Below are 24,002 nucleotides of genomic sequence, written 5' to 3'. Positions count from 1 at the left end.
TTCTTTCTCAAGCCTGTGCCGCTCATAAAGGAGCGCAAGCCTTGAATAATCAACTTACTGCTACTGTGGTTGCTAGTCTATTTTGCTCATCACTGGCATGGGCAGGTAATGAAACCTTGACTGTTTATACTTATGACTCATTTGTCGCGGACTGGGGGCCGGGGCCGGCCATTAAACGAGCGTTTGAAGCGCAATGTGACTGCCAGCTTAATTTTGTCGCATTGGATGATGGGGTGTCCATTCTTAATCGCTTACGTCTTGAGGGGCGTAATAGTCAAGCTGATGTGGTGCTGGGGTTAGACCATAACTTAATGGCTGAGGCCAAACAAACCGGATTATTGACCGAGCATCAAGTCAATACCGCCGCGATACAGTTACCCAATGGCTGGGATGATAAGACCTTTATTCCTTATGATTATGGCTATTTTGCTTTTATCTACAATCGGGAAAAACTATTAAATCCGCCAGCTAGCCTACGAGAATTAGTGGAGCAGCGTTCCGATATTAAGGTGATTTATCAAGATCCTCGCACCTCAACTCCAGGGCAAGGCTTATTGCTGTGGATGAAGTCTGTGTATGGTGACAAAGCCAGTGAAGCGTGGAAACAGTTATCGAACAAGACGGTCACGGTGACAAAAGGCTGGTCAGAGTCTTACTCCATGTTTTTAAAAGGCGAGGCGGATATGGTGCTCTCGTATACGACCTCTCCGGCTTATCATGCGATAGCGGAAAAAGATCAGCGCTATGCTGCGGCCAGTTTTAAGGAAGGACATTATCTACAGATTGAGGTGGCGGCAAAGGTTGCTAGTAGTCAACATTCGCGACTCGCGGACAGCTTTATGCAGTTTATGTTAAGCGATGATTTTCAGTCGGTGATCCCGACTACAAACTGGATGTATCCCGTCACCGACGTTCCCCTGCCCCAAGGTTATACAAATTTATCGATTCCGAATAAAGCGCTCTCGTTTTCAGAGCACGAAGTGGCTAAGCAGCGACGGAGTTGGATTCGTGAATGGCAGCATGCGTTAACGTTTTAAGACGATATGAATACGGTAGCCCCGAAATGGGGAATTGTGCTAGCAAGTCTCGTTGCGCTCTTTATTTTTGCCACGATTGGCGCTCTATTTTGGTATTCCCCTTCATTAGCGCTTGGAGAAATCTGGCGTGATGCTTATTTTCGTCATGTCACCTGGTTTAGTTTTTATCAAGCGTTGCTTTCTACCCTGCTCAGTGTCGGATTGGCGATCCCAGTTGCTCATGCTTTGCATCGACGACGATTCAAAGGGCGAGATCTGCTGCTAAAACTGTTTGCCATGACCCTAGTATTACCGGTATTGGTCGGGGTGTTTGGCCTATTGGCGATTTATGGTAATAGCGGATTATTAGCCAAGCTGCTGAGCCAGTGGCAGCAACCGTTACCTTTCTCCATTTATGGTTTAAATGGCATTTTGCTGGCTCATGTGTTTTTTAATTTGCCTTATGCCAGTCGCCTTTTACTGCAAAGCCTAGAAGGTATTCCAGTAGAACAGCATAAACTGTGTGCTCATTTGGGGATGAATCAATGGCAAAAGTTTAAATCGGTCGAGTGGCCTCGCTTACGCCAGCAGCTCCCTTCGGTGGGAAGTTTAGTCTTTATGCTGTGCTTTACCAGTTTTGCCACCGTCATGGCATTGGGGGGCGGCCCCAAATCGACCACGATTGAGTTGGCGATTTATCAAGCGATTAAATTTGATTTTGATTTAGCTACTGGAGCTTTGCTCGCTCTGTGGCAAATGGTGTTATGCGCTTTACTTTATCTCACGATGCAGCGCTTTGCACGTTCATTGCCTGCTAGCCAAGGGCATGCTGGAGAATGGTTTAGATTAGGCAAAGAGACATTCGCTAATCGGCTTTGGGATGGATTCTGGATTGGAATGGTGCTGTTGTTGGTTTTGCCCCCTTTACTGATGGTGATCATTAGTGGGCTGAATGTGCAACTCTTTACCATATTGCGTCGCCAAGAATTTTGGTCAGCTGTCATCGCCTCATTGCAAATTGCCAGCTTAGCGGGAACTATCGCCGTTGGGATTGGCTGCGCGATTGTGCTGACCAGCCGTTATTGGCGGATACAGCATCAACCTAAAAAAGCCAATAGTATCGAACTGATTGGCGCTATTATTCTGGTGACACCGGGGTTAGTGATTAGTACCGGGCTGTTCTTATTGCTTCGCCAAGCGATGGATGTGTTTAGTATTGGTTACTGGTTAGTGGTGGTGGTGAATAGCTTAATGGCGCTTCCTTATGTTATTAAAACCTTAGCTCAACCTATGCTGCATCTTGAGCAGCAATATCAGTTTTTATGTGCCAGCTTGGGGATTCGTGGCTGGGCAAGATTGAAGCTGATAGAGTGGCGCGCATTACAAAAGCCTTTTGCACATGCTTTATCGATCAGTTTCTTGTTGTCGATGGGGGATCTCAGTGCCATTGCCTTATTTGGTAGCCAGCAATTGACCACCTTGCCTCTTTATCTCTACCAGTTATTGGGCAGTTATCAGATGACGGCTGCTGCGGTGGTGTCTTTGGCTTTGCTTGTGCTTAGCGTCGGTGTTTATTACGGCGTTGAGCGCCTCTTTCATCACTATCATAAGGATGTATGATGCTCGCAATTAACCAATTGACTTATCAGTATCAACAAGCCTGGTTTTCGTTTGATCTTCAAGTTGAACGAGGCAGTATTACTGCATTAATGGGGCCGAGTGGCGCGGGAAAATCGACCCTATTAAGTTTGTTGGCTGGATTTATTGCCCCACACAGCGGTGACATATGGGTTGATGGTCAGTCCATATTGGCTAAAGTGCCTTATCAGCGTCCTTTCTCTATGCTCTTTCAGGAACATAATCTATTTAGTCATTTGTCCGTGCGAGAGAATATTGCGCTGGGACTGCATCCTGGGCTGAAATTAAATGTGCAGCAAAAAGATCAAGTACAATGGGCGGCTCAGCAAGTCGGTATTGAACCATTTCTTGATCGATTACCGGAACAGCTTTCAGGTGGGCAGCGACAACGTGTAGCGTTGGCACGCTGCTTTGTTCAGTCTCATCCCATCTGGTTGTTGGATGAGCCTTTCTCTGCCTTAGATCCGCTACTGAGAGAAGAAATGCTGCAATTGGTGAAATCGCTGGCTCAAGCACGAAATATTACGGTATTGATGGTGACACACCATTTGAATGATGCCAAAACGATTGCCAGCCATTTTGCCTTTATGGATCAAGGAAAAGTGGAAGTGGTAGGGGACGTTGCTGCTTTGTCTGAGCCTCAAAATCATCCGGCTTTTGCCGATTTTATTCGCGCGGGTAGTTAGCGGGTAGTTAATAGGCTTCAAGTAGGCTTCAAGCTTGACACCAAAAGAAATGGCGCAAGATAGCACACCAAACGAGGTTAATACGTTCGCTTGGTGTGTATTTTTTGGCCGAGTTTTGAACACCATTATGAATTAGATTGCTTCATCATTGAGTGTTTTGAGAATTTGGAAAATTTCTCGTGAGGCTTTTGGGGCTTTTTCCGCCTTTTTCTCTTTGCTTGCTTGACGGGCTAATTGACGCAGCCGCTGACGATCAGCTGCTGGATATTGTTGCATCAACTCTTCAATCGCACTGTCACCGTCGGCCACAATGCGATCTCGCCACTGTTCTAGCTTATGCAGAACAGCGGTTGACTGCGAATGTTTATTACGCAGTTTATCTAATGCGGCTTGAATCGGCTCCGGATCAATATTGCGCATGACTCGGCCAATGTATTGCAATTGTCGGCGGCGAGCTTCATTTTTGAAACGCTGAGCATCTTTAATTGCGTCCAGCAAATCTTCCGGCATCGGGATTTTTTGCAGCGCTGATGGTTTTAAATCAACCAGCTCTTCCCCGAGCTTTTGTAGCTCAATCATATCGTTTTTCAACTCGGTTTTACTAACCCAGATGATCTCTTCTTCCTCTTCCCAAGGAGCTTTTTGGTTTTTACGCGCCATAGTCTTCACTAATAAGTTATTTATCTTAGCTATTTTAGCAAGAATCGTGGGGAGAAAGCGAAATTCTTGTTATCCTAACCGGATAAAAGCTCAATTAGTTGGATGAGAGATGGATATAAGACAGCAAGTCGCAATGCAGCGCAGTGAATTGGAAGCGGCGGTAGCCAAAGCTCTTGATATGGCCTCAGCTCAAGCGGAGGCCGCCGAAGTCGCTATTAGCAAAAGCACTGGACTGAGTGTATCAACCCGGATGTGTGAGGTTGAAAATGTCGAATTTAACAGCGATGGGGCGTTGGGCATCACCGTGTATCGAGGGCAGCGTAAGGGGAGTGCATCCACCTCTGATTTGAGTGAAAAAGCCATTCAGCAAACGGTGTTAGCGGCGTTAGATATCGCTCATTACACGTCTGAAGATCCTTATGCAGGCCCTGCACCGAAAGCATTAATGGTGCAGACGATTCCTGATCTGGATCTGTTTCATCCTGATGAACCTGACCCTGATCGTGCTGCCACGATTGCTATTGCCGCAGAGCGAGAAGCATTGAACTCTAGCCGTAAAATCAAGCAAAGCGACGGTGCTAGTTACGATAGCCACTATGGTATTAAGGTGTATGGCAACAGTCATGGTTTATTGGCCAGTTATGCTTCTAGCCGTCATAGCATCAGTTGCTGTGTGATTGGTGAAGGGCAAAATGGTGAGATGGAGCGCGACTACAGTTATACCGTTGCACGCCATAGCGGTGATTTATGGACCCCAGAAGAGGTTGGCCGACAAGCGGCAGAAAAAACTGTCCAACGCTTAGATGCCCAACAACTGAAAACTGGGCAATACCCAGTGATATTTGCGGCGGATGTGGCGACCGGCTTGATAGGGCATTTAGTCATGGCGATCAGCGGTGGCAATTTGTACCGAAAATCTTCCTTCTTACTCGATCATCTTGGACAACAAATTTTACCTGATTGGTTTAATATCAGCGAGCGCCCTCATATTTTACGAGGTTTAGCTTCTAGTCCTTTTGATAGTGAAGGGGTACAGACCGTAGATCGTGAAATTATTACCAACGGTATACTAGAGACTTATCTACTGACTAGCTATGCCGCACGTAAAATGAAGATGCAGCCAACGGGACATGCGGGCGGTATTCATAACTGGTTTGTGCAAACAACAGGGCAAGATTTTGCTCAACTACTCAAAACGATGGATCGCGGATTGTTGGTCACGGAAGTGATGGGGCAAGGTGTGAATACTGTAACGGGTGATTATTCGCGTGGTGCAGCAGGGTTCTGGGTAGAAAATGGACAAATCCAATACCCGGTATCTGGGGTGACGATTGCGGGCAACTTAAAAACCATGTTTAAGCAAATTATTGCGGTGGGTAGCGATGTAGAAACTCGCTCTCAAATTCAAACCGGCTCAATGCTGTTAGAATCCATGAAAGTGGCAGGCGAATAACCTTTGCCACTCCCTGGTACCACAAAAGCGCTGAATATAATCAGCGCTTTTGCAGTCGTTAAATGAGATGAGGCTAAACGTTAGATAAATTAGATAAATAAGGTTGCTAAACCTAAGAAAACCGATAATCCCACCACATCGGTAACGGTGGTTAATGCCATACCGCCAGCGAGCGCGGGGTCGATATTCATTTTTTTGAGTAAGATTGGAATCATCACACCAGCCACGCCAGCGATAAAGAGGTTGGTCATCATTGCTGCAGAAATAATGCCACCTAGTAGCCATTCTCCCTTCCAAACCACCACAATTGCACCAATCGTCAATGCCCAAAGTATGCCGTTGAGAAAGCCAATAGAGGCTTCTTTCAATAGTAATTCTCGTTTGTTACTGTCGCCGATATGTCCAAGTGCAAGCCCTCGAATGACCAAAGCAACGGTTTGGTTGCCGGCCACGCCACCCATTGACGGCACAATGGTCATTAATACTGCAATGGCCGCCATTTGCTCTAAAGTTGCTTCAAACATATTGGATACAGAAGCGGCGGTTAAAGCGGCTAGAACATTCGCACCAAGCCAAATGCTGCGCTTACGTGCCGATTTGAAAACGGGGGCAAAGGTATCTTCATCATCGTTCATCCCCGCCATACTCATCATTGAGTGCTCGGCATCTTCTCGAATCACGTCCACCACATCATCAATAGTGATACGTCCGACGAGGTGCTGGTTTTCATCAACCACAGGAGCTGAAACCCAATTTCGCCGCTCAAATAGGCTCGCGACATCGGAGTCTTTAGCATCGACATTGATCGCTTCATCTGCGTCTTCCATCACTTCACTGACTGGAATGTCCGGCTGTGTTGTGATTAAGGTCGATAATGGTAAGTAACCAATGAGCTTACTCTCAGCATCAATGACATATAAAGAGTCTGTGGCATAAGGAAGTTGACCTTTCATACGCAGGTAACGCAGTACGACATCCACATCGACATCACCACGAATCGTGATGACATCGGTGTTCATTAATCCACCAGCAGTGTCTTCTGGATAGGAGAGAGCTGTTTCTACACGTAGCCGCTCTGCTGCATCCATTTGGGCAAGCACTTCACGGGACAAGTCATCGGGTAAACTTCGTAAGACATAGGCAACATCGTCACTGTCCATCCCCTCAGTGGCTTCGGCCAGTTTCTCGGGAGCCATTTTCGAAACGAGCGCATCTTTAACGTCTTCGTTGAGTTCTTCAAGGATCTCGCCGTAATCTTCAGGATCAGTGAGTTGCCATAGGACATAACGCGCCTTACGAGGAGAGGCTTCTAACAGATGAGCAATATCCTCCGGTTCCATATCCTGTAATTGACGACGGACATGGACGAATCGGCCATTTTCTAAGGCTTCGGTAATTTCTTGGAGGGTGTGGTGAGCTTGGTCAAACTCGATTTGCTCGGCCATAGCTTCCTCCTAATGCTTGAATTTAGACAATGAATTGAATAATAACTTAATTTTAGGGGCAAGTAACCAGAAGATAGTTGCTCGAGCGAAGCTTGCTGATTTATTAATCAAAGATTAATGTTAACCTCTCCGTCATACTCGACAGGTCAACAACCCCTAGTCATCCTCATCAAATTTCACTTCAATTAAGTGACAAACCGCATCAAGAGCAACGGCGGCTTGAGGGCCCTGTGCTGAAATAGTAATCATCTGGCCTTGAGCTGAATCAAGCATCAGTAAGCCCATGACGCTATCGGCGGTGGCTTGTTTACCCTCTTGGCCTTGGATGGTGATAATGGCATCAAAAGATTGAGCAAGTTCAACCAATTTGACTGCCGCTCGAGCATGCAAACCCAAGCGATTTTGAATTAATACCTGACGACTGATCTGTGACATGATAGCGCCTATTCGAGTTTCTCTAGCGAATGATGGCGAATTTGTACTTGATGACCAAGCTCTGCAAAATATTCACCAATTTGTTGTGTGAGGTAGACAGAGCGGTGTTTGCCTCCGGTACAGCCAATCGCAATGGTTAAATAACTGCGATTGTTTTTTTCCAGCATGGGTAACCAATATTCGATGAACTTTTGAATCTGTTGCTTAAGTTCCATCACTTCGCTATGGCTTTCTAGAAAAGATTTGATCGGTGCGTCTAGGCCAGTCAAAGGGCGTAAATCGGGCTCCCAGTGAGGGTTAGGTAGGAAACGAACATCAAAGACGTAATCAGCATCACTTGGGAGACCATATTTGAAACCGAACGATTGAAAGACCATTACCAAATCTTTACGCTCCCGACCTTCAATTCGCATACGAACGGTTTCACTCAATTCATGCAACGATTGGTTGCTACTATCGAGTAGTAAGTCGGCTTGTTCTTTCAAGGGTTCGAGTAGATACCTTTCTCGTTCAATCGCTTGAGCTAGGGTGGGTTTGTCTTCGTTTAAAGAGAGCGGATGGATGCGACGAGTTTCACTGTAACGCTTGAGTAACGTCTCTTTGCTGGCATCTAAAAATAACACACTGACATCGTTATTTTGTTTAAGCTGAGCGAGAACATCTTCCACTAAACTAGGTTCTTTCGGCAAGTTACGGATATCAATACTGACAGCAATATTCTGTTTACTGCCTTGTACAGATTGAATAAATGCCTCCAGTAGGCTGACGGGTAAGTTATCCACGCAATAATAACCCAAGTCTTCCAAGACTCGTAACGCGACACTTTTACCAGCACCGGATTGACCACTGACTACAATTAAACGCATCGGAAGGCCTATTGAGGTGAGTGAACCATAATATCGTACAACTCTTGATCGCTTTGTGCGCTGCGCAGTTGTTTGAGCGTCTGTTTATCGTTCAAACGTTCAGCCATGCAAGATAGGGTTGTTAGATGCTCTTTACATTGATCTTCTGGAACCAGTAGCGCAAAGAGAAGATCGACTGGGCGGTTATCTATAGACTCAAACTCAATCGGCTCTTCACATTGTACTAATACGGCAACAGCGTGTTCGCTTGCTGCCATTCGTGCATGAGGAATCGCTATACCATTCCCAATACCAGTACTGCCCATTTTTTCTCGGTTGAGCATGCTTTCAAACAGTTCGGTGGCATTTTGCCCAGTATGTTGGGCGGCTATTTCACTGATAATTTCCAGTGCTCGTTTTTTGCTAGAACATTGGACTGCACTTTTGGTGCAATCCAATGAGAGGACTTCGCTTAATTGCATGTTAGTGGCTACTTAGCTTTTCTTTATGCTTGTTGAGTTGACGAGTGAGTTTATCCACTAGGCCATCTATCGCTGCGTACATATTATCGTTGTCCGCAGTGGCGTGGATTTCGCCTTGATTAACGTGGAGCGTAGCTTCGGCGATCTGACGTAATTTTTCAACACGTAAAATCACATGAATGGTATTAATATGTTCGAAAAAGCGCTCAAGTTTTTGAAATTTCGAATGAACATAGTCTTGCATTGAATCGGTAAGATCAATGTGATGGCCTTGAATATTGATTTGCATAGACTTTCCTTCTCTGTTGGGCCTTATAACAGGCGTTTACGCTGACTGGATGGCGCAATGGCCAACGACTCACGGTACTTGGCAATCGTCCGTCTTGCCACTTGAATCCCTTGATCAGCGAGTAGGGCCGCAATTTTGCTATCACTTAATGGTTTTGCCGGATTTTCTGCGGCGACCAGTTTTTTGATTAAGGCTCGAATTGCGGTTGATGAACATTCTCCACCATTGTCTGTACTAACATGGCTTGAGAAAAAGTACTTCAATTCAAAAATGCCACGTGGGGTATGCATATATTTCTGAGTCGTGACTCGAGAGATCGTTGATTCATGCATTTCCACCGCTTGTGCAACGTCATTAAGCACCATCGGCTTCATGGCTTCTTCACCATATTCAAAGAAATCGTGTTGATGTTCAACTATGCACTTGGCAACTTTGAGCAAGGTCTCGTTTCGACTTTCTAAGCTCTTGATTAGCCATTTTGCTTCTTGCAAATTAGAGCGAATATAATTGCTATCTGCGTTATTCCCTCGTGCGAGACTGGCATATTGCTGATTGATTTTTAAACGTGGAACACCATCGGGGTTGATACTCACTTGCCACTTCCCTCGCTCTTTATATACCGAGACATCGGGGACGACATATTCGGCATGCTCTTGAGAAATTTGATTGCCAGGCCTTGGGTCGAGCTGTTGGATCAACTGCAGTGTGTCACGTAACGCTTCTTCTTTGAGCTTACTCTCTTTGATAATTTGCTTAAAATCACGGTTGCCGAGTAAATCAATATAGTCTGTTAACAGCATTTTAGCTTCAGCAAGCCAAGGTGTGTGCTCTGGATAAGTCGCTAATTGGAGTAATAGGCAATCTTGGAGATGTAAAGAGCCAACCCCTAGCGGATCAAATTGCTGGATACGTTTTCTTACCGCTTCTATTTCATCGAGTTCAACGTCGCTATTAAAGTTTTCTAGTAGTTCTTCTAGTGAGGTGGTGAGGTAGCCATAATCATCAATGGCGTCAATGATTGCATAAGCAATACTACGATCTGTATCACTAAAGGGGGTTAAATCGAGTTGCCATAATAAGTAATCGTGAAGTGTTTGGGTCGTTTCTCCCTGATAAACGGGCAGTTCATCATCAAGGCTAATACCAGTACTACCGGTATTCGCACTGTAGACATCGTCCCAAGTGGTATCGATTTCTAACTCCGCACTGATCTCGGATTTTTCAATTAAATCTGAGCTATCTGGCGACTCAGGCTCACTGATATCAGCACTGAGTTCGGAAGTGTTATTGCTCGGTGACGCATCGTCTAGCGCTGGTAAATCATCAGTCGATTCTTCAACATCCAGTAATGGGTTGGATTCTAGTGCTTCTTGAATCTCTTGCTGAAGATCTAATGTAGACAGTTGCAATAAGCGAATCGCCTGTTGCAACTGTGGAGTCATCGCTAACTGTTGACCAAGTTTAAGCTGTAATGAGGGTTTCATTCAGTATTAACTACCTTGTTTTAGTGATACCGTGCCTAACATTTATCGTACTGAAGTGATCATTCGGTTTGCTGCTACCACCTAATGGTGGGGCAGTTTTCAGGATACCTCCATTTATCGCTGTGCAATGAAGCGAACGATAATTAATGAGTTACTTTAATCATAGACGGAATTGTTCGCCAAGATAAACCTGTTTTACTTGTGCGTTGTTAAGAACATCATGTGGTGTTCCTTCAGCAATCAAACGGCCTTGGCTAACAATGTAAGCTTTTTCACAAACGTCTAATGTTTCGCGTACATTATGGTCCGTGATGAGGACACCTAAACCGCGATCGCGTAGATGTTCAATTATTTTTTTTATATCAATGACCGAGATGGGATCAACCCCAGCAAACGGCTCATCGAGCAAAATAAATTGAGGGTTGGCGGCTAATGCGCGAGCAATTTCGACGCGCCGACGTTCGCCACCAGAAAGTGCCATTCCCGCACTGTGGCGAATATGTTGGATATGAAACTCTTCGAGTAGATCTTCTAGTTTATCTTGTCGTTCTTCACGCGTCATTTCTTCACGGGTTTGTAGCACTGCCATAATGTTATCCTCAACGGATAACTTACGAAAGATAGAGGCTTCTTGAGGGAGGTAGCCTATTCCTAGCCGTGATCGGCTATGCATCGGTAAAATACTGATGTCTTTATCATCGATGCTGATGGTTCCCTCATCTCGTGCGACTAAGCCGACGATCATATAAAATGAGGTGGTTTTCCCTGCACCATTGGGGCCAAGTAAACCAACGATTTGTCCTGATTCAACTTGTAAACTGACATCGGATACGACTTTACGTTTTTTATAGCTTTTTGCTAAGTGCTCTGCTTTAAGTATGGCCATAATTATTCTTGCTGTGCGGCTTGAGGTTGAAGTACGGTGGATACGCGCCCACTGCCTTTGCTGTCAGCGATCAATTTTTGTGAAGAGATCTTATAACGAATTTTATTGCCACGAATTTGACTATCGTCTTGTGACAACATGGCTTGCTCCATCATAATCAATTCATCCTCTGCCATGGCATAGTGGAGCTGTTTGGCTTCACCGTATAAGGTTTTACCTTCGTCTGTGAGCTGAGAAAAAGTGGTAGGATTTCCGTAACCTTCGATCTTTTCTATTTTTCCGGTTTGTGAGTTACGGATCACAATTAACTTATCGGCATTAATATTAATGCTACCTTGCTTTAGTTTCACGTCACCCACAAAGGTGACGCGATTGCTTTTCATATCCAGTTGCTGACTAACCGAATCAATATAAACCGGTTGTTGAGTGTCTGTTGAGAGCGCCAACGCCCCTCCTGATGTGAACAGACAAGCCATAAGACTAAGGTGTGAGAGTTTCATATCTACCTTGTACATGGTTATAAAGAACAGCCGAATGATCGGATAAATTTCCCTTCATTGCCTGCCCTAATGTTTGAAATTGTGGGCCAACGAGTTCAACTTGACTATCAGCCCAAAAATCACGGCTATCAAGTTGAATGCTTAGCTTCGTGGTTGTCATCTGTTTAAACGCTGAATCTACGAGTAGATTATTTACGATAACTTGGTCATAAAGAATTAAAACTTGATCCTTGGTTAGGATGCCTCGTTTAGCGGTCAGTTCCCATTCTTGTGTAGTTCCATCACGAAACACTTTTAGCACCGGATATTCAAAGGTGGTGCTTCCACTGTTGGCATAATAATCAAGGTGTTGTGAGGTAATCACATAACTGCGTACACCTTGTTGGTTGTAAGAGACGTTATCGAGTAATTGGCCACTAAACAACGGAAGTTCGAAGTTAGGTGCAACTTGAACGGCTGTGTTTTGGTTTTTGTCTAATAAATAGTAGCCAGACCAAGCCGCAATAAAAAAAAGGCACAGATAAAGGATACGAGTGAAACTCATATACTCAGGCCTTTATGTTGATCCAATTCATCGCGTGCTTGCAAAATCAAATCACATACTTCTCGTACTGCGCCGTGTCCGCCTTTCGTTCGAGTCACATAGTTGGCTCGTTGAACTAACAAGGGATGGCCATCGGCGACACAGACTTTGAGTGCAACTTGTTCCATCACTGGCCAGTCAATTAAATCATCACCAATATACCCTGTCTGTTCCGGTTTGATCGCTAGCTTTTGACAAATATCGTGATAAGCGCTCAGTTTGTCATCCTGACCTTGATAAATCAGTGAAATACCTAATGCTTTCATGCGATTTTCGACAATTTGAGATTGGCGTCCAGTAATAATGGCGATCTGGATACCTGCATTCATGAGTGCCTTTACGCCATATCCATCTCGAGTATGAAAGGTTTTTAATTCTTCGCCTTGATTCCCCATGTAGATCAGGCCATCAGAGAAAACACCATCTACATCGCAGACCAACAATTGAATCGATTGTGCAATCGCAACGACCGATGCTTCAACCGGGCCATAAAGTGTGTTAACCAGTTGGGACATTACATGACTCCTGCTTTGAGTAAATCATGCATATTTAATGCACCGACTAATGTATAGTTGTCGACCAACATCAAACCACTAATGCGCTTTTCTTGCATTAAGTTTAGTCCTTCTACCGCTAGGAGATGAGGAGAGGCAACGACAGGCTTGTGTGTCATCACGTCTTGTATCTTAGCGGTATGAATATCAATTCGTTTATCTAAAATGCGTCGTAAGTCACCATCAGTAAAAATGCCGAGTAGGTGATTTTCTTCATCGACGACGGCTGTCATTCCCAGCCCTTTGTGGCTAATTTCAAGTAGAGCATCTCGGATGAGCGTTGTTGGTGATACCTTGGGTAAATCTTCTCCCTGATGCATGATGTCAGAGAGTTTAAGTAATAATTTGCGCCCGAGTGCACCGCCAGGGTGTGAGAGTGCAAAATCTTCTGCGGTAAACCCTCTTGCTTGTAGTAAGGCAACCGCCAAGGCATCCCCCATCACTAATGTGGCCGTGGTACTACTCGTCGGTGCTAAACCAAGTGGACAGGCTTCTTTAGGCACCGTGATCTGCAGATGAAGATCCGCCAGTTTAGCCATGTTCGATAGTGGGTTACCGGTCATGCTGATGATGCGATTATTTAGACGCTTAAGCACGGGGAAGAGCGCTAGAATTTCAGACGACTCGCCAGAGTTGGAAATGGCTAAAACGATATCTCCAGCATCAATCATGCCTAAGTCGCCGTGTGACGCCTCACCAGGATGAACAAAAAACGCGGATGTTCCGGTGCTGGCCAAGGTGGCGGCTATTTTTTTACCAATATGCCCAGATTTACCAATGCCCATCACCACCACTTTACCGGTTTGATTGGCCAAAATCATTTGGCAAGCTTGGCAAAAATCATCATTAAAATATTGTTCTAGTTGTTGTAGCGCGGCGATCTCGGTGGCGAGCACTTGTTGGGCAACACCTCGATAGTCAAAGTTATCAAACATCTTTAACTCCTCAATAATTAAGCGGCCATATTCATCAGTAAATATCCTTGATAACCGAGGAACACGATAAATAGAATGGCACCTTCTAGGCGATTAATACTGCGAGACTTACCCAATGCCATAATCACCAATAATAATGAGACGCCTAACATGACCCAAAAATCCCTTCCCATCGCATTTTCACTGAGTATCGATGGATTTAAGAGCCCCGGCAGCCCCATCACGGCTAGGATATTAAATACGTTAGAACCGATAATATTGCCGACCGCCATATCATCTTCTCCCTTCAGCACACCCGCTAAGGAGGCCGCGAGTTCAGGCAGGCTGGTACCGACTGCGATGATGGTCAGCCCGATCACTAAATCGCTCATGCCGAAGTATTTGGCAATGATAACCGAATTATTGACGAGCATATTGGCTGCGAAAGGTAGCAGGATTAAGCCGAAAACCACCCACATAGCGGCTTTTGAGTTGCTGACATCGTGGGGAATTTCAGACTCTCTTTCGGCTAATAAAAGGTCACCTTTTTGCTGTTCTTTTCGGCTGATGTGTAACATCGCTAGCAAAAAAACCACAAACAAGGCTAAAAGTAAAATACCTTCATAGAAACCCAGGTGATTATTCCACAATAAGGCACCAGCAATTAGGGTAACGATAATCATCAAGGGCAGTTCACGGCGTAGTACCGTTGAACTGATTGAGAGAGGCTTGATCAGTGCCGTAATACCTAAAATTAGCGCGATATTAGCGATATTGGATCCCAGCACATTGCCGACCGCGGTATCGGTTTTTCCACTCAAAGCCGCGGTTGCTGAAACCATCATTTCTGGCGCAGAAGAGCCCATTGCGAGAATCGTCATCCCTATGACTAGAGGTGAAATGCCGACATTTCTTGCAATAGCAGCAGCGCCAAAAACCAGTTTATCTGCACTCCAAACGAGTAAAATGAGGCCGACGATCAGTAATCCAACAGCTTCGAGCATGACAATTCCTAGTTTGATGAAAAAAACAGAATAAGTAACCGTTAATTTTGACGTGTTGATCACTAAAAGGGAAGCTGAAGATGGTATTTATTGTCTCATTTTCATGCATCGTTTTTATACTAAGGCAAAAATCGAGTGTCTCACCGTTCTCTCTTACACTTTGTTACGTATATATCGTCATCAAAAGTGGCAGATGATGAGCGAGAAAGCCCCAATAAAAGGTAGCTTGTGAGGTGAATAACAGTGGATCAGACGATTAAGTAATCGAACAGTGCTTTTAATTTGGGGTTAATCTGCTTATGATTGCTCATCTTCTAGATGGAAATCGACAACAGCGAATGGTGAGTATGCCTGAAACCAATCTCGTAACCATTAATAACTTAACCTTTTCTCGAGCAAATCGAGTGATCTTCGATGATATTAGCTTGCATATGCCGAAGGGGAAAATTACCGCGATTATGGGGCCTTCAGGGATTGGGAAAACCACCTTACTGCGTCTGATTGGTGGACAATTATTTCCTGAGCAAGGAGAAATTTGGTTTGATGGTGAAAACATTCCGCGTCTCAGTCGGCGGGAGTTATATCAAGCACGTAAGAAAATGAGCATGCTTTTCCAATCGGGCGCGCTTTTTACCGATCTTAACGTGTTTGATAACGTTGCCTTTCCTTTGCGTGAGCACACGCAACTTAATGATGCCTTTATTAAAACCTTAGTCATGCTTAAATTGGAAGCAGTCGGACTGCGAGGGGCGGCTCACCTCATGCCAAGTGAATTATCCGGTGGGATGGCTCGCCGTGCTGCATTGGCTCGAGCGATAGCACTCGATCCTGAATTGATCATGTACGATGAACCTTTTGTTGGACAAGATCCTATCACTATGGGGGTTTTGGTTGAGTTAATTCGTAATCTTAATCAGGCCTTAGGGCTCACTTCTGTGGTGGTGTCGCACGATGTGCCGGAAGTGATGAGTATTGCCGATTGGGTATATTTATTGGCTGATGGTAAAGTGATTGCCTTTGGTACGCCACAAGAGCTTGAAAAAAATCGCGATCCACGAGTGCAACAATTTTTGTGTGGTGAAGCGGATGGGCCGGTTCCTTTCCGTTTTCCTGCTCAGTCGATAGAAAAGGATCTGTTTGATGTTGAATAATGCAAAGCAGTGGGTGACGCATTTTGGCCGACGCTGTCTTGGCGTGAGCGAATCGTTTGGTCGAGCTAGCCTCATGCTGGTAGGGGCAATGACCGGACGGCCTAGACCGATTCAGCATTTGCCTTTATTGATTAAACAGTTATATAGCGTGGGAGTGCAATCTTTAGCCATTATTGTGGTGTCTGGTTTGTTTATCGGTATGGTATTAAGCCTACAAGGGTATGTGATTTTAGTCGATTATGGCGCGGAAACCAGCTTAGGCCAGATGGTGGCGTTATCATTGCTACGTGAATTAGGGCCGGTCGTGACGGCTTTATTATTTGCTGGACGTGCTGGGTCTGCCTTGACGGCTGAAATTGGTTTAATGAAGGCGACTGAACAAATTTCCAGTTTAGAAATGATGGCGGTCGATCCACTAAAACGTATTATTGCTCCTCGCCTATGGGCTGGCCTTATCTCAATGCCACTGTTGGCAATGATATTTATGGCGGTTGGTATTTGGGGCGGACAATTAGTTGGCGTTGACTGGAAGGGAATTGATTATGGCAGTTTTTGGTCAACCATGCAGGCCTCGGTCGAGCTGGGAGCTGATATTGGTAATAGCTTAATCAAGTGTGTGGTGTTTGCCATTACCGTCACTTGGATTGCACTATTTAATGGTTATGATGCCATTCCGACTTCGGAAGGCATTAGCCGAGCAACCACGCGCACCGTGGTTCATTCTTCTCTGGCAGTATTAGCGCTAGATTTTGTACTGACCGCACTGATGTTTGGGAACTAAACATGCAACAAACACGTAAACTAGAATTTTGGGTAGGCAGTTTTGTGCTAGCAGGAATTTGCGCAATTCTAGTCATTATTTTTCAAGTCGCTGACGTGAAAGGGCTTGGAGCGAACGATACTTATTCACTTACTGCAGAGTTTGATAATATTGGGAATTTAAAAGTTCGTTCCCCAGTTAAAGTTGGTGGTGTCGTGGTTGGACGAGTTGCTGCGATCAGCTTAGATCAGCATCGTCTTTTACCTCAAGTCACGTTAGCGATTGATAGCCGCTATGATCAATTTCCTGAAACGTCAAGCGTACAAATCCTCACCTCAGGGCTTATCGGTGAGCAATATATTGGCCTAATCCCTGGGTTTGTGTTTGATGATGAGCAGATGTTACGAGATGGCGACCGTATTGAAGACACTAAATCAGCGTTAGTCTTGGAAGACTTGATTGGTCAAGTTTTGTACAGTGTCGGTGGTGGTTCAAGTAGCGATAAAGACGGGAAATAATTATGCTGAAACGTTCACTCACGGTGTTAATGACTCTTTTGTGCTCTTGGGCCAGCGTGGCACAAGAGGTGATTGATCAAGCCGATCCATATCTAATGATGAAAGAAGTGGCCCAAGTTTCCTTTGACCGGCTCAAAGCTGACCAAAAGCTTATTCATGATAATCCTGAGCATTTGAAGGTGATTGTTGAACAAGAACTGATGCCTTATGTGAATGAGCAGTATGCCGCCTTAAAGTTACTCGGACCTCACCTGAAAGGAGCGAAGCGAGAAGATGTCGGTACTTTCATCCATGCTTTTCGTGCCTATTTAGTTAGCAGTTATGCGCAAGTACTTACCCAATATAGCGATCAAGAAATTGTTTTTGGGCCAGAGACCGCCATTCCTGATGATCGGCGCATTGCCAGTATAAAAGTCGAGATTATTGATACCCCACGCCCGAATATCAATTTGGAATTTAAATTACGTAAAGAAAAAGACGGAAATTGGAAAGCCTTTGATATGGTTGCCGAAGGTATCAGTTTACTTTCGAGTAAACAGTCAGAATGGAGTGGTAAAATTCGTCAAGAAGGGATTTTGGCGGTAGCCAAAGAGCTACAAACTCTGGCAGATCAACCCATCCGTTTTGAGAGTAATAATTAATGAGTTACGTTCAATGGCAGGTTGTCAACGCAGAACGGATATTGCTGCGTGGTGCGTTAGACCGAGAGACTGTTCCTCATTTATGGTCTGAAATTCAATCATGGCGAGCCGGTGCCTCGCAATGTGATGTGTCTTTAGCCGACGTTGAACGAATTGATTCAGCAGGGATGGTGATGTTAATTCACTTAATAGAGCATGCAAAAAACCAAAATTGCCATATAATACTCAGTTTTGTGCCCCAACAACTGCGCACATTATTTCAGTTGAGCAATATTGAAACGATGCTGGCTCAGCATATCAACCATCAGCAGGAGTGAACTGTGGATAGCGCACAAGTACAACAAATATTAGAACAAGCACTCAACCTTCAAGAGCTTCACGTCAAAGGTGAAGGAAGCCACTACGATGTCATCGCGGTTGATGAAAGTTTCGAAAGTATGAGCCGTGTAAAGAAACAGCAACTGATCTATGCACCGCTGATGCAGTATATCCAACGTAATGATATTCATGCTGTTTCAATCAAAACGTTTACCCCGCAAGAGTGGGCGCGCAATAAAAAGTTGATGTCGCTGTAAGGTTTTTTAATGGAAAAATTTCGAGTTATTGGGTCTGATTTACCACTACAAGGTGAAGTGACTATTTCTGGTGCAAAAAATGCGGCACTGCCAATTTTATTTGCTTCTATTTTAGCTGAAGAGCCCGTTGAAGTTGCTAATGTTCCTCATCTACGCGATATCAATACCACGATGGAACTGCTTAAACGTTTAGGTGCAAAAGTTGAGCGCAATGGCTCAGTACACGTGGATGCGAGTCAAATCGATCAATATTGCGCTCCTTATGATTTGGTCAAAACCATGCGGGCTTCTATTTGGGCTTTGGGCCCACTAGTGGCTCGTTTTGGACAAGGGCAAGTTTCCCTACCTGGAGGGTGTGCTATTGGTGCTCGTCCAGTCGATTTGCACATTCACGGATTAGAGCAGTTAGGGGCGACCATTACCCTCGAAGACGGCTATGTTAAAGCACAGGTTGATGGACGTTTAAAAGGTGCACATATCGTTATGGACAAAGTCAGCGTAGGCGCGACCATTACAATTATGTGCGCGGCAACATTGGCCGAAGGGACAACCATTTTAGATAATGCTGCGCGTGAGCCGGAAATTGTTGATACGGCCATGTTCTTAAATACGTTAGGGGCAAAAATTTCAGGCGCAGGTACCGATACCATCACGATTGAAGGCGTTGAACGGCTTGGCGGTGGTCGACATGCTGTTGTGGCGGATCGCATTGAAACTGGGACTTTTCTAGTGGCTGCGGCGGTTTCTCATGGCAAAGTGATTTGTCGTAATACCAAAGCCAGTTTATTAGAAGCGGTACTTGCTAAACTTGAAGAAGCTGGGGCCGTGATTGAAACGGGAGATGATTGGATCAGTCTCGATATGACTGATCGAGAACTCAAAGCCGTTTCGATTCGTACTGCTCCCCATCCTGGTTTCCCAACCGATATGCAGGCTCAGTTTACTTTATTAAATATGATTGCCAAAGGGGGGGGCGTAATCACGGAAACCATCTTTGAAAACCGTTTTATGCATGTGCCTGAGTTAATGCGTATGGGGGCAAAAGCGGAAATTGAGGGCAACACGGTGATTTGTGGTGATGTTGATTCACTCAGTGGTGCACAGGTGATGGCAACCGACTTACGTGCCTCTGCTAGCCTGGTGATTGCTGGCTGTATTGCCAAAGGGGAAACCATCGTCGATCGTATTTATCATATTGATCGTGGCTATGAGCGTATCGAAAATAAGCTTTCTGCGTTGGGCGCTCATATTGAGCGCATTCACGAGTCAAGCTAAACGGTTTGTCTGTTAATGGGCCGAAATCCAAGGGTTTCGGTTTTTTTATTCAAGCTCCTTTGGAGAAGCTGGATGATTGCTTTATTGCGAATTTTAGCCGTCGCGTTGTTTGCAGTGGTGATGTTTATATTTGGCTGTGGGTATTGTTTATTTAGCCCACGTAACCCCAAACATGTTTTTACTTTTGGCCGCATGTTTGCTGCAATGTCGAAAGTTTTTGGTATTACTTTAGAGTTGCGTATACCAGAGAACGCATACCAACGGGGTCAAGCCATTTATATTGCGAACCACCAAAATACGTGGGATCTTTTCACCGTGTCTGCGGCAGTAACACCGAAAGTGGTGACCGTGGGCAAGAAAAGCTTAGCTTGGATGCCCTTATTTGGGCAGCTATATTGGCTAACGGGCAACATTTTGATTGATCGAGCGAATAAATCCAAAGCGAAAGGAACTATTGATCAAGTGGTCGACAGCATGAAAAATAGCGACGTTTCTGTTTGGATGTTTCCAGAGGGGACACGCTCTCGCGGTCGAGGATTGCTACCTTTTAAAGCGGGAGCTTTCCATGCGGCGATAGGCGCTCAAGTGCCGATTATTCCAATTGTCTGCAGCTCAACAGATCATCTAAAACTTAACCGTTGGAATAACGGCCATGTGATCGTTGAAATGTTGCCTCCGGTCAGTACGGCTGGCTTAAATAAAGAGCAGGTTCGAATGCTTTCTCAGCAGTGTCATCAGGACATGTTAGCAAAATTGACTGAATTGGATGCTGAAGTCGCTCAGCTTAATGGAGCCAATATTCATTCACCTCAATAAATAACATTCACCTCAATAAATAAAAAGGTTGCTTTAAAAGCAACCTTTTTATTGGACTCTCTTGCCTGTCAATTAATGACGAACGGCAATCGCTTCGATTTCAATACCAACGTCTTTGGGTAAACGTGCCACTTCAACACAAGAGCGGGCCGGGTAATGGACAACATTATGCTCATCAAAAAACTGCCCGTAAACTTGGTTGACGGTTGAAAAATCATTTAAATCTTTAACAAAGACCGTCATTTTCACAATATCACCCACTGTTAAGCCGGATGACTCAATGACGGCTTTTACATTATCTAACGACTGGCGGGCTTGAGCGGCAATACCGGTAGGTATGTCACCTGTCTCTGGATTGACAGGGATCTGACCTGAAGTTAGAACCATATTACCTAAATCGACCCCTTGAACGTAAGGGCCTATGGCGGCTGGAGCTGAGTCAGTATGCAGAACTTTTGTCATGCTAGGGATTCCATCTTGGTGATTAAAAAGAACTTTTAGTGTGCCCTTAAAGATGTGTTAGGTAAAGAGGCAATCGCATGAGAAGCGGGCGTTGTTTTCACTCCCGATGTCAGAGAACATAAGGAGTGAAGAGCGATTTATGCGTCGCGCTCTGTGACGACTTCACGTGAAAAAACTTTCTCGCAATATTTACACTTGAGGCGAATATCGTGGTTTTTTTCTAGGATACGGAAGCTACTTTCTACCGGTTCATTATGGGAAATACAATTGCTATTTGGGCACGCAAAGACACTGTTGATTTGTGGTGGCAACTCAAGTGCAAGTTTTTTAACGACTTGATAATCTTCAATTTGATTCACTGTGGCATGGGGAGCATACAAAGCTAATTTATTGGCCTGCTCTTCATTGATAAAGACATTTTCAATTTTTAGTAAGTCTTTGTGTCCCAGTGCAGATGAAGGGAGATTTAAGCCAATGGTGACGCGTTGATTGGTGTTATGCATGTCAAAGAGCCTTAACACCTTAATACCGACTTTAGCCGGAATGTGGTCAATAACGGTGCCGTTTTTAATGGCTTCAACTTGCAGTTTGGTTTCTTTATTCATGATGGGCTCCAATTACAGTGACTCGTTTAACACAAGGGCAAGTAAGGCTTCACGCGCATAAACGCCATTTTCTGCTTGTTGAAAGAAATAAGCATGTGGTGTTTTATCGACATCGGTAGTGATTTCATCAACACGAGGCAGAGGATGGAGCACTTTCATATTATCGCGTGCCCCTTCAAGTAAGGAAGCGGTCAGGACATAGGCCGATTTGATATGAGCATATTCAGACTCATCAAAACGCTCTTTTTGTACTCGGGTCATATAGAGGATGTCGAGTTCAGGAATGACACTTTCCATATCAGTATGAAAGCTATATTGCATACCGGCTTCATCGAGTTCTTCACAAATATAATCAGGCATAGCTAGTGCTTCAGGAGCAATGAAGAAGAAACGGTTATTATCAAATTTAGCTAAAGCTTGAGTTAAAGAATGAACGGTACGGCCATATTTTAGATCCCCGACAAAGGCGATATTGAGGTTATCTAATCGACCTTGGGTTTCAAATAAAGTAAAAAGATCAAGCAACGTTTGTGTGGGATGCTGATTAGAACCATCGCCTGCATTAATAACAGGGACACCATGAGAAAATTCGGCAGCCAAGCGCGCCGCGCCTTCTTGTGGGTGACGAATTACAAAGGCATCGACATAAGTGGTGATCACTTGAACGGAGTCGGCAAGCGTTTCTCCTTTTTTGGCCAGCGAGGTATTACCAGCACTATCAAAGCCAATGACACTGCCACCAATGCGTTGAATTGCGGTTTCAAATGAGAGGCGAGTGCGGGTGGACGGTTCAAAGAAGCAGCTTGCGACGACTTTATTTTTTATCAGCTCCGGTTTTGGCTCTGCTTTCAACTGACTTGCGGTTTTAACAATTAATTCCAGCTCTGCTCGTGAAAGCTCAGAAATGGAGATAATGTGCTTTTGGTAAAGCGAATTCGCCATGATCTTCTTCCCTATATTTTTCTTTCAGCCATAAAAAAGCCTCCCGATCTGGGAGGCTATGTCATATCTAATAAGGGGGAAATAACGCCATACAGAGTAAGCATACTTGCTCTCTGAAATGAATCTTAGCAACATGAACAATGTGGCTTCTTTTCATTGGCTACCCCTCAGACAAATTGCTGCGCATTATACGCTGAACTTTGACCAAGGCAAGCGTTTGCTTGAGTTTTTGCTCGTTGGTACTGTGTCTCGTTGGTACTTTGTCTCGTTAGTATTGTGTTATGCGCCTAGTGTAGCAACCATGACCGCTTTGATGGTATGCAGCCGATTCTCTGCTTGATCAAAAACAATCGAGTAATCGGATTCAAAGACCTCTTCTGTGACCTCTAAACCATTCATGTCATATTTTTCTGCGATTTGCTGACCTACGGTGGTTTCATCATTGTGAAAAGCGGGTAAGCAGTGCATAAATTTAACTTGAGGGTTACCGGTGGTTTGGATAACGTCCATATTAATTTGATATGGCTTCATTAAAGCCACTCGCTCATCCCAAGCTGCGGCATCTTCTCCCATTGACACCCATACATCGGTATAGAGGAAATCACACCCAGTAACTCCTTGTGTGATGTCTTCGGTTAACGTAATTTTTGCCCCTGTTGTATTTGCAATGGTTTGACAGGTCTCGACTAATTGAGCTTCAGGCCAGAAAGCTTTGGGTGCCACTAAACGGATATCCATCCCCATTTTAGCTGCCCCTACCATCAATGAATTTCCCATATTATTACGAGCATCACCAAGGTAGGCGAAGCTGACTTGGTTCAACGGTTTGCCGGAAGAGTATTCTTGCATCGTTAGGAAGTCAGCTAAGATTTGAGTCGGATGAAATTCATCCGTCAATCCATTCCAAACCGGTACACCAGCGTATTGGCCAAGTTCTTCAACAATGCTTTGTCCATAGCCACGATACTCAATACCATCATACATTCGGCCAAGGACACGAGCGGTATCTTTCATCGACTCTTTATGACCAATTTGTGAGCCGGATGGCCCAAGGTACGTGACTTGAGCACCTTGATCAAACGCGGCAACTTCAAATGCACAGCGAGTTCTTGTCGAGGATTTTTCAAAAATCAGGGCGATATTTTTACCCAATAATTTTTGCTGTTCAGTTCCTGCATACTTTGCTTTTTTTAATTCGGCAGAGAGGTCTAACAGAAACTGGATTTCTTTGGTGGTAAAATCCAAGAGTTTAAGAAAATTACGGTGATGTAAATTAAAAGCCATACCCAGTCCTTTAGTCGTCAATCAATAGAGAGACCAGTAAAGCATAAAAATACACATAAAGTGAATAGTTATTTTTTATTTTATGGTGAGTCAACTGAT

The 24,002-nt window shown here is 44.6% G+C and carries 29 protein-coding genes; 12 read left to right on the top strand and 17 right to left on the bottom strand.

Annotated features, from left to right (window positions below; all coding sequences use genetic code 11):
- Window positions 1–41: 41 nt before the first annotated feature.
- Genes thiB through thiQ form a run of 3 tightly spaced genes read left to right on the top strand, consistent with a single transcriptional unit; the run spans window position 42 to window position 3,340 of the window.
- On the top strand, window positions 42–1,037 hold the full coding sequence (gene thiB, locus CAG57_RS11060; protein WP_202597868.1) for a thiamine ABC transporter substrate binding subunit: 996 nt from the start codon (window positions 42–44) through the stop codon (window positions 1,035–1,037).
- A 6-nt stretch (window positions 1,038–1,043) separates the two neighbouring features.
- The gene (thiP, locus tag CAG57_RS11055; protein ID WP_161427714.1) at window positions 1,044–2,636 is read left to right on the top strand and encodes a thiamine/thiamine pyrophosphate ABC transporter permease ThiP; all 1,593 of its coding nucleotides are present in this window, start codon (window positions 1,044–1,046) and stop codon (window positions 2,634–2,636) included.
- Window positions 2,636–3,340, top strand: coding sequence for a thiamine ABC transporter ATP-binding protein (thiQ, locus tag CAG57_RS11050; protein WP_161427718.1), 705 nt, complete (start codon window positions 2,636–2,638; stop codon window positions 3,338–3,340). Before thiP ends, thiQ begins: the two co-directional genes overlap by 1 nt.
- A gap of 132 nt (window positions 3,341–3,472) precedes the next feature.
- On the opposite strand, the gene yjgA is transcribed toward thiQ, so the two are convergent.
- Window positions 3,473–4,000: a ribosome biogenesis factor YjgA gene (yjgA, locus tag CAG57_RS11045; RefSeq protein ID WP_099610432.1), complete on the bottom strand. Its 528-nt coding sequence runs from the start codon at window positions 3,998–4,000 to the stop codon at window positions 3,473–3,475.
- 109 nt (window positions 4,001–4,109) lie between these two features.
- Between yjgA and pmbA the strand changes: the two genes are divergently transcribed.
- A complete protein-coding gene (pmbA, locus tag CAG57_RS11040; protein WP_161427713.1) occupies window positions 4,110–5,453 on the top strand; it encodes a metalloprotease PmbA in 1,344 nt (447 codons plus the stop codon).
- 89 nt (window positions 5,454–5,542) lie between these two features.
- Here the strand turns inward: pmbA and mgtE are convergent, their stop codons facing one another.
- The 12 genes from mgtE to CAG57_RS10980 form a co-directional block, all read right to left on the bottom strand.
- Window positions 5,543–6,898, bottom strand: a complete 1,356-nt coding sequence (gene mgtE, locus CAG57_RS11035; protein WP_161427712.1) for a magnesium transporter — start codon at window positions 6,896–6,898, stop codon at window positions 5,543–5,545.
- Between the two features lie 156 nt (window positions 6,899–7,054).
- Window positions 7,055–7,333, bottom strand: coding sequence for an HPr family phosphocarrier protein (locus CAG57_RS11030; protein WP_099610431.1), 279 nt, complete (start codon window positions 7,331–7,333; stop codon window positions 7,055–7,057).
- Window positions 7,334–7,341: 8 nt separating this feature from the next.
- Entirely contained in the window at window positions 7,342–8,199 is an 858-nt protein-coding gene (gene rapZ / locus CAG57_RS11025) for an RNase adapter RapZ (RefSeq protein ID WP_099610430.1), read from the bottom strand.
- 8 nt (window positions 8,200–8,207) lie between these two features.
- Complete coding sequence (gene ptsN / locus CAG57_RS11020) at window positions 8,208–8,660, bottom strand: PTS IIA-like nitrogen regulatory protein PtsN (RefSeq protein ID WP_099610429.1); 453 nt, start codon at window positions 8,658–8,660, stop codon at window positions 8,208–8,210.
- Window position 8,661: 1 nt separating this feature from the next.
- Window positions 8,662–8,949 carry a ribosome hibernation promoting factor gene (gene hpf, locus CAG57_RS11015; RefSeq protein ID WP_099610428.1) on the bottom strand — a complete coding sequence of 96 codons (288 nt, stop codon included), beginning with the start codon at window positions 8,947–8,949 and terminating at the stop codon, window positions 8,662–8,664.
- Window positions 8,950–8,972: 23 nt separating this feature from the next.
- On the bottom strand, window positions 8,973–10,433 hold the full coding sequence (locus CAG57_RS11010) for an RNA polymerase factor sigma-54 (protein WP_099610427.1): 1,461 nt from the start codon (window positions 10,431–10,433) through the stop codon (window positions 8,973–8,975).
- Between the two features lie 160 nt (window positions 10,434–10,593).
- On the bottom strand, window positions 10,594–11,319 hold the full coding sequence (lptB, locus tag CAG57_RS11005; protein ID WP_099610426.1) for an LPS export ABC transporter ATP-binding protein: 726 nt from the start codon (window positions 11,317–11,319) through the stop codon (window positions 10,594–10,596).
- Window positions 11,320–11,321: 2 nt separating this feature from the next.
- Window positions 11,322–11,819 carry a lipopolysaccharide transport periplasmic protein LptA gene (lptA, locus tag CAG57_RS11000; RefSeq protein WP_161427711.1) on the bottom strand — a complete coding sequence of 166 codons (498 nt, stop codon included), beginning with the start codon at window positions 11,817–11,819 and terminating at the stop codon, window positions 11,322–11,324.
- Window positions 11,800–12,363 (bottom strand): LPS export ABC transporter periplasmic protein LptC, encoded by a 564-nt coding sequence (lptC, locus tag CAG57_RS10995; RefSeq protein ID WP_161427710.1) that lies wholly within the window; start codon window positions 12,361–12,363, stop codon window positions 11,800–11,802. Before lptC ends, lptA begins: the two co-directional genes overlap by 20 nt.
- On the bottom strand, window positions 12,360–12,917 hold the full coding sequence (kdsC, locus tag CAG57_RS10990; RefSeq protein ID WP_099610423.1) for a 3-deoxy-manno-octulosonate-8-phosphatase KdsC: 558 nt from the start codon (window positions 12,915–12,917) through the stop codon (window positions 12,360–12,362). Before kdsC ends, lptC begins: the two co-directional genes overlap by 4 nt.
- Window positions 12,917–13,891 (bottom strand): KpsF/GutQ family sugar-phosphate isomerase, encoded by a 975-nt coding sequence (locus tag CAG57_RS10985; RefSeq protein ID WP_161427709.1) that lies wholly within the window; start codon window positions 13,889–13,891, stop codon window positions 12,917–12,919. Before CAG57_RS10985 ends, kdsC begins: the two co-directional genes overlap by 1 nt.
- Before the next feature lie 17 nt (window positions 13,892–13,908).
- The gene (locus CAG57_RS10980; RefSeq protein ID WP_099610422.1) at window positions 13,909–14,874 is read right to left on the bottom strand and encodes a calcium/sodium antiporter; all 966 of its coding nucleotides are present in this window, start codon (window positions 14,872–14,874) and stop codon (window positions 13,909–13,911) included.
- Window positions 14,875–15,221: 347 nt separating this feature from the next.
- Here CAG57_RS10980 and mlaF point away from each other — a divergent pair, with 347 nt between their 5' ends.
- From mlaF to CAG57_RS10940, 8 genes are all read left to right on the top strand, one after another.
- Window positions 15,222–16,025, top strand: coding sequence for a phospholipid ABC transporter ATP-binding protein MlaF (gene mlaF / locus CAG57_RS10975; RefSeq protein ID WP_161427717.1), 804 nt, complete (start codon window positions 15,222–15,224; stop codon window positions 16,023–16,025).
- Window positions 16,015–16,806 carry a lipid asymmetry maintenance ABC transporter permease subunit MlaE gene (gene mlaE / locus CAG57_RS10970; protein WP_099610421.1) on the top strand — a complete coding sequence of 264 codons (792 nt, stop codon included), beginning with the start codon at window positions 16,015–16,017 and terminating at the stop codon, window positions 16,804–16,806. The genes mlaF and mlaE overlap by 11 nt, the downstream gene beginning before the upstream one ends.
- 2 nt (window positions 16,807–16,808) lie before the next feature.
- Window positions 16,809–17,303 carry an outer membrane lipid asymmetry maintenance protein MlaD gene (mlaD, locus tag CAG57_RS10965; RefSeq protein ID WP_099610420.1) on the top strand — a complete coding sequence of 165 codons (495 nt, stop codon included), beginning with the start codon at window positions 16,809–16,811 and terminating at the stop codon, window positions 17,301–17,303.
- Between the two features lie 2 nt (window positions 17,304–17,305).
- Window positions 17,306–17,944 (top strand): MlaC/ttg2D family ABC transporter substrate-binding protein, encoded by a 639-nt coding sequence (locus CAG57_RS10960; protein ID WP_161427708.1) that lies wholly within the window; start codon window positions 17,306–17,308, stop codon window positions 17,942–17,944.
- Window positions 17,944–18,261: an STAS domain-containing protein gene (locus tag CAG57_RS10955; RefSeq protein ID WP_161427707.1), complete on the top strand. Its 318-nt coding sequence runs from the start codon at window positions 17,944–17,946 to the stop codon at window positions 18,259–18,261. The genes CAG57_RS10960 and CAG57_RS10955 overlap by 1 nt, the downstream gene beginning before the upstream one ends.
- A 3-nt stretch (window positions 18,262–18,264) precedes the next feature.
- Window positions 18,265–18,519, top strand: a complete 255-nt coding sequence (ibaG, locus tag CAG57_RS10950; protein WP_099610417.1) for a BolA family iron metabolism protein IbaG — start codon at window positions 18,265–18,267, stop codon at window positions 18,517–18,519.
- A 9-nt stretch (window positions 18,520–18,528) separates the two neighbouring features.
- Window positions 18,529–19,794: a UDP-N-acetylglucosamine 1-carboxyvinyltransferase gene (gene murA / locus CAG57_RS10945; protein WP_161427706.1), complete on the top strand. Its 1,266-nt coding sequence runs from the start codon at window positions 18,529–18,531 to the stop codon at window positions 19,792–19,794.
- A 72-nt stretch (window positions 19,795–19,866) separates the two neighbouring features.
- Entirely contained in the window at window positions 19,867–20,610 is a 744-nt protein-coding gene (locus tag CAG57_RS10940; protein WP_161427705.1) for a 1-acylglycerol-3-phosphate O-acyltransferase, read from the top strand.
- A gap of 72 nt (window positions 20,611–20,682) precedes the next feature.
- Here the strand turns inward: CAG57_RS10940 and CAG57_RS10935 are convergent, their stop codons facing one another.
- The 4 genes from CAG57_RS10935 to CAG57_RS10920 all read right to left on the bottom strand — a co-directional run bounded on the left by CAG57_RS10935 (window position 20,683) and on the right by CAG57_RS10920 (window position 23,903).
- Window positions 20,683–21,072 (bottom strand): RidA family protein, encoded by a 390-nt coding sequence (locus CAG57_RS10935; RefSeq protein ID WP_161427704.1) that lies wholly within the window; start codon window positions 21,070–21,072, stop codon window positions 20,683–20,685.
- Window positions 21,073–21,209: 137 nt separating this feature from the next.
- Window positions 21,210–21,677 (bottom strand): aspartate carbamoyltransferase regulatory subunit, encoded by a 468-nt coding sequence (gene pyrI, locus CAG57_RS10930; protein ID WP_099610413.1) that lies wholly within the window; start codon window positions 21,675–21,677, stop codon window positions 21,210–21,212.
- A 12-nt stretch (window positions 21,678–21,689) separates the two neighbouring features.
- Window positions 21,690–22,619, bottom strand: a complete 930-nt coding sequence (gene pyrB, locus CAG57_RS10925; RefSeq protein ID WP_161426959.1) for an aspartate carbamoyltransferase — start codon at window positions 22,617–22,619, stop codon at window positions 21,690–21,692.
- Window positions 22,620–22,898: 279 nt separating this feature from the next.
- The gene (locus CAG57_RS10920) at window positions 22,899–23,903 is read right to left on the bottom strand and encodes an ornithine carbamoyltransferase (protein WP_161426960.1); all 1,005 of its coding nucleotides are present in this window, start codon (window positions 23,901–23,903) and stop codon (window positions 22,899–22,901) included.
- Window positions 23,904–24,002 lie beyond the last annotated feature (99 nt).

Origin of the sequence: Vibrio sp. V30_P3S12P165 (assembly GCF_009904905.1) — a bacterium.
GTDB lineage: Bacteria > Pseudomonadota > Gammaproteobacteria > Enterobacterales > Vibrionaceae > Vibrio > Vibrio fujianensis.
The sequence above is the reverse complement of the archived record's forward strand: the minus strand, read 5'-3'. Positions and strand labels throughout refer to the sequence as shown.